Source organism: Myxococcus sp. AB056 (assembly GCF_006547365.1).
GTDB classification, from domain to species: domain Bacteria; phylum Myxococcota; class Myxococcia; order Myxococcales; family Myxococcaceae; genus Myxococcus; species Myxococcus virescens.
Genome location: NZ_VHLB01000179.1, coordinates 1 through 5,102, shown reverse-complemented (window position 1 = coordinate 5,102; position 5,102 = coordinate 1). Strand labels below are relative to the sequence as shown.

Below are 5,102 nucleotides of genomic sequence, written 5' to 3'. Positions count from 1 at the left end.
CCGCGTTGAGCAGCTCGATTTCCTCCGCGGAGAAGCTGGCCACCTCGGGGCGCTGGAAGTTCATCACGCCCAGCAGCGTCTCCATGTGCACCATGGGCGCCGCCAGCAGCGCGCCGCTGTTGAGCCCCCCCGAGGGCCCCACCGCCAGTGACGCCACCATCGCGTCCTGCGCCAGCCCCAACGTGCAGTCCAGCACCGCGTCCCCGGCGCGAAGCTCGGCCACCCGAACGAAGGCATCCGGCTCCCCCGCCCGCAGCCGCATCCGCCGCAGGTGCGCCATGCCCGCGTGGAACCCGAACGAGCCCTCCGCGTCCCACAGCGTCACGCCGTCTCCGCCCACCACCAAGAGCGCCGCCGCCTTCGTCCCCAGCCACGGCGCCACGCTCTCCTTCGCGCGCCGAGGCAGGAAGGGCACACCCCACCGCGCCGCCACGGCGCGCGCCTCGCGCACCAGCGCAGCGTCCACCTTCGTGCTCGTCGTCACCGCCAGAGGTACCAGGGTCACCCTCCTGCCTCGCATCCACCATGCCCGCAGCGAAGGAGCAACGGATTCCACCATCCACGACGCTACACGGTCGGCTCGGGCGGCGTGGTGCCCTTGGACGGCCAGGCCACGGGCGCGGATTGGCGCACGGCCCCGCTCTGGGGCATCGGCCTGACGGCGGGCGTCAGCGGCGGCGAGGGCCAGTCGGCGCGCAACAACTTCGCCAACATGAACAGCACGGACCGCAACGCGCTGCTGACGTTCCTGCGCTCGCTGCAATCCGCTGAAGGCAACGCCCAGAGGCCGCGCGTCATGAGCGGCCCCCGGCTGCATCAAGGACTCAGGACGCGTTCGCCGCCTTCAGCTGCTTGCGTCCCCCCTGCATGATGTCCACGGTGACGGACTGGTTCCGGCCGTTGCGCTTCGAGTGGTAGAGGCACTGGTCGGCCAGGTCGATGAGCTGCTGCTTCTCCATGGCGCTGTCGGGGAAGGTGGCGATGCCCAGCGACATGGTGATCTTCAGCGGCCCCATCTCCGTCTGGAAGGTCTCCGCCTTCACGGCCTCGCGGATGCGCTCGGAGATGGTGAAGGCGCCCTTGGCGTCCGTCTCCGGCATGATGATGACGAACTCCTCGCCGCCGTAGCGGGCGACGATGTCCGTATCGCGCGCCATCGTCTTGATGATGCGGGCCACGCCCTTGAGCACCTGGTCGCCCGTCGGGTGGCCGTAGGTGTCGTTGACGCTCTTGAAGTGGTCCACGTCCGTGAGGATGAGCGAGAACTTGCGCTGGTAGCGCCGGGACTGGGCCAGCACCTCGTCCGCCTTCGCCTGGAAGGTGCGGTGGTTGTACAGGCCGGTGAGGCCGTCCGTGGTGGCCATGCGCTCCATCTGCTCGTAGAGCTGCGCGCGCAGCACCGCCTGCGCGGCCTGGATGGCGATGACCTCAATCATCCGCAGCACGTCCTGCTCGAACGCGGCCTTCTTGCGCGAGCCGGCCACCAGCGTGCCCAGGATGCGGTCCCCCGCAACCAGCGGGAAGATCTTCAGCGCCCCCAGGCCGCGAATCTGCGTCTCGTCGTCGAAGATGATCTGCCGGTCCATGGCCTTGATGTCGCGGCCCGGCAGCGGCGCCCCGTAGCGGACCACGTTGGCCACCAGCCCGTTGTTGTCCTCGAAGCTCTGGCCGGACAGCGCCTGGCCCTGCGCCGTCACGCCGGACATGCGCACCACGCGGTGCATGCGCTTGCCGTCGACCTCGGACACCAGCGTCACCGCGCAGAAGTCCAGGCCCGCCAGTTGCCGGGTGCTCTCCAGCACCGCCACGAACACCTGGTCCGGGCTGCCCGCGCGGTTGAGCTCCTCGATGGCGCGGAAGAACCGGTCCTTCTCGTCGCGCGTCTTGCGGATGTAGCTCATCACCCGCTCCACCTCGATGGAGCGCAGCACCTCACCGGCGATGGTGGAGAGCAGCTTTTCGTCCTGGTCGCTGAAGGGCTCGTTCGCCAGCCGGTCCGCCACCAGCACGCCGCGCACCAGGCCGCTGGCCTCCAGGATGGGCACCGCGAGCAGCGCCTGCACCGCGGGGCCGCCGCCCTCGTAGTGCGTCACGCCCTTGAGCCCGTTCGGCGAGTTCATCCGCACCGGGGCGCGGCGCTTGAGCACGCCGCCGATGATGCCCTCCCCCGCGTTGAAGCGCTCGCGCTGCACGCGCTCAGAGCCGGAGCGGCAGTCGTACAGCTTGAGGCTCCGGTCATCCGACGTGAGCAGGAACGCGGCGCAGGTGTACGTGCGCAGGCCCGTCTCCGCGATTTCGAGCGCGGCCTGCACGGCGCCTTCGATCTCCTTCACCGAGGCCACCAGCCACTTCTCGTCCGAGCTCATCCCGCTGAAGCTGTCCTGCGTACCGGACGACACCAGCCGGAAGGTGCGCGCCCGCTCCTCTACCTCGCGGATGCGCTTTTGCACCGCGTCGCTCTCCGCCCGGCGCGCGGCGGCGATGCGTGCCGCCAGCACCAGGTGGTAGAGGCCAGAGAACAGGGCCAGGAAGGCCGCGTGCGTCAGGTAGCCCGTGGCGTTGGGCACCGGACCGCCCAGGGTCACCAGCGCGTCGTACACCAGCGCCACGCCCAGCAGCGTGAGGCCCGCGTTGCGCGGCAGAAAGGCCACCAGGAACGCCATCAGCAGGTAGACGATGGGGAACAAGTCCCCGCCGCCAATGGCCACCACGACGAAGGCCGCGGAGATGAGCGAGCCGCCCAGGTCCAGGTCATCGCGCAGGTCGACGACGGCGCCCACCGCGCCGCGCATGGCCCGGCGCCAGGCGGCCACGGCGATGCCCACCAGGAGGCATCCCACCAGGGCCGCCTCGGTCCACCCCAGGGTGTTCAGCCCCCGGAAGCCGCCGCGCGCCAGGTGGATGAACGTGGCGAGCGAGGCCGCGGCGGGAATGGACCGGACCGCGAGACGCAGCAACCTTCCGGGAGACGGAAACTCGGGAAGCGACGTCATGGGGACTCCAGGTGGAAGACAATCTCGCCCGGCTTCACGAAGCCGAGCTCCTCACGCACGGCGCGCTCCAGCGCGGCCGGGTCCTTGCGCAGTGCGGCAATCTCATTGCGCAGGGCCTCATTCTGAGCGGACAGGGTGCGGTTGCGGGCCTGCACCGACTCCACGTCCTGCCGGAGCGAGAGGTAGCGGCGGAAGCCCTTCGCGTCCACGACGGACACGAGGCTCAGGGCCGCAGCCAGCCCTACCGCCACCAACAGGAACTTTCGCCTCGCCGTCATGAACGCGGAGGACCGTACCAGTGGCCCCCTGCCCCGCAAGATTTCCGCTCCAGGCCTGTAGCAATGCCGGGGAACTACTCGGGCTGGGCCAGGAGCTTCTCCACGGCCTTCGCCATATCGGCGTGGGATTCCACGCCATGCCAGCCGGCCACGGCCCGGCCCCGGCGATCCAACAGCACGGTGGTGGGCAGGCCCTGGATGGCCCCGAAGGCGCTGTGGCCTTCAATCATCGCCTGGTTCGCGACCAGCACCGGGTAGCGCAGCGCATAGTGGTCCGCGAAGGGGGCCAGGACCTTCTCCCCTTCCAGGTCCATGCCCACCGCCACCACCTGGAAGCCCCGGGGGCCGTAGTCCTTCTGGAGCGCCTCCAGCGTGGGCATCTCCGCCAGGCACGGGAAGCACCACGTCGCGAAGAACGAGACGAGCACCACCTTCCCGTCCAGCGCGCGCACGTCATGCGGCGTGGGCCCTACCGACGGCAGCGCCAGCGCGTTGAGGAAGGCATGCCCCGCGTCCACCGGCCGGGTGCCCCGGCAGCCGGCCAGCGCCACCAGCGCCACGACGGCACCCCGTAGCAGCACGCGGGACATGGCGATCAGGCCTCCGAGGCGGCCGGCCCGGCCCGCTGACAGTCACGACACAGGCCGTACAGCTCCATCTTGTGCGACGTCACCTTGAAGCCGTGCTTGCGGGCCACGGCGTCCTGGAGCGCCTCGATGCGCTCGTTCTCGAACTCGATGATGGTGCCGCAGCGCGTACAGACCAGGTGGTCATGGTGGTCGCGGCCCGCGGCCGCCTCGTAGCGCGTCTGCCCGTCCCCGAAGTTGCGCGCGTGGGCCAGGCCGCACTCGCTGAGCAGCTTCATGGTCCGGTACACGGTGGCGACGGACACCTTGGTGTCCTGTTCACGCACCTTGTTCCACAGCTCCTCCACCGACAGGTGGCCTCCCACCGCGAAGAACGTGTCGATGATGAGGCTGCGCTGCCGCGTGCTCTTCAGGCCGTGCTGGGCCATGTAGCGGGCAAGCACCTCGTCCTTGTCCGGGTCGTCGTGGTGATGGCTGTGACTGTTGCTCATGTAAAAAACCCTTCAAAGTCGCCGCGGGTCCGCGCCATGCCTCGGGCGCACTTGGGTGGAGGCCCGCGCTGCCTCGCCCTCCGCTCTTGTTGTAACCAATTCGGCCAACTCTCGCGACCCGGCCATTTCCCAACAAAGGCGCCCCGCCGGAGAAGAAAACGTCACCGGCAGGTGTTGGCCTCCGGACGCGGCGGGCCTGATACTCCGGTCCCATCCTCCCCGCAACGCCTGGCGTGCGGCCCTGGGGAGCGCCTCCCCTCCCGTCCGCTCGACCCCGCGACTTGCATTCGCCGTAGGCTGTTTAGATTGGAATCGGACTGGCTCATTGACACCTGTCTGTGGGCGAAGATAGAGGCATCCGCCCTCGTAAACGAGCATTTTTCCGCGACATTCATGAACAGTCCCTGGCAGAGAAGACGACAGCCCGACGACGTCCCCACCCCCGTGGCGGTTGCCGTCTCGGACTTCTGCCGGCGCGCGAAGGCACCCGCCCCGGCACCCGAGGTCCGCGAGGCGCTGGCCCTCCTCGCCGAGGCTGATGATTTCCGCGTCCGCGCACTGACGGACGGCGAACCCGAGGCGTCCCCTCTGGGGCCCTTCGCCGTCGTCGACATCCTCAACGGCACCCAGGCCTCCGTGGCCGCGCAGCGTCAAGCGTGCGGCTTCTACGAGGTCGCCCGCGAGCTGGCGCACGTGCGCGAGCAGAAGACGCCACCGCCCGCGCCGGCTCCCGCCGAGCCCCCCCTCACCTTC

At 69.6% G+C, this 5,102-nt stretch carries 5 protein-coding genes and 2 pseudogenes; 2 read left to right on the top strand and 5 right to left on the bottom strand.

Translation table 11 applies throughout. The features are described 5' to 3' along the window. Positions 1–505 (bottom strand): annotated as a pseudogene (locus FMP39_RS36860) (hypothetical protein); the annotation flags it as partial. A gap of 84 nt (positions 506–589) precedes the next feature. Here FMP39_RS36860 and FMP39_RS38375 point away from each other — a divergent pair. Beyond that, positions 590–871, top strand: coding sequence for a di-heme oxidoredictase family protein (locus FMP39_RS38375; protein WP_368667092.1), 282 nt, complete (start codon positions 590–592; stop codon positions 869–871). On the opposite strand, the gene FMP39_RS36850 is transcribed toward FMP39_RS38375, so the two are convergent. The 4 genes from FMP39_RS36850 to FMP39_RS36835 all read right to left on the bottom strand — a co-directional run bounded on the left by FMP39_RS36850 (position 825) and on the right by FMP39_RS36835 (position 4,349). Then, complete coding sequence (locus FMP39_RS36850; protein WP_141594622.1) at positions 825–2,993, bottom strand: diguanylate cyclase; 2,169 nt, start codon at positions 2,991–2,993, stop codon at positions 825–827. The two genes, FMP39_RS38375 and FMP39_RS36850, sit on opposite strands and share 47 nt — an antisense overlap. Next, positions 2,990–3,271, bottom strand: coding sequence for a septum formation initiator family protein (locus tag FMP39_RS36845; RefSeq protein ID WP_141594620.1), 282 nt, complete (start codon positions 3,269–3,271; stop codon positions 2,990–2,992). The genes FMP39_RS36850 and FMP39_RS36845 overlap by 4 nt, the downstream gene beginning before the upstream one ends. A 74-nt stretch (positions 3,272–3,345) precedes the next feature. After that, positions 3,346–3,861, bottom strand: a complete 516-nt coding sequence (locus FMP39_RS36840; RefSeq protein WP_141594618.1) for a TlpA disulfide reductase family protein — start codon at positions 3,859–3,861, stop codon at positions 3,346–3,348. Positions 3,862–3,866: 5 nt separating this feature from the next. Then, positions 3,867–4,349, bottom strand: a complete 483-nt coding sequence (locus FMP39_RS36835) for a Fur family transcriptional regulator (protein WP_186817827.1) — start codon at positions 4,347–4,349, stop codon at positions 3,867–3,869. Here FMP39_RS36835 and FMP39_RS38370 point away from each other — a divergent pair. Further along, positions 4,329–5,102 (top strand): annotated as a pseudogene (locus tag FMP39_RS38370) (hypothetical protein); the annotation flags it as partial. The gene FMP39_RS36835 and the pseudogene FMP39_RS38370 overlap by 21 nt on opposite strands.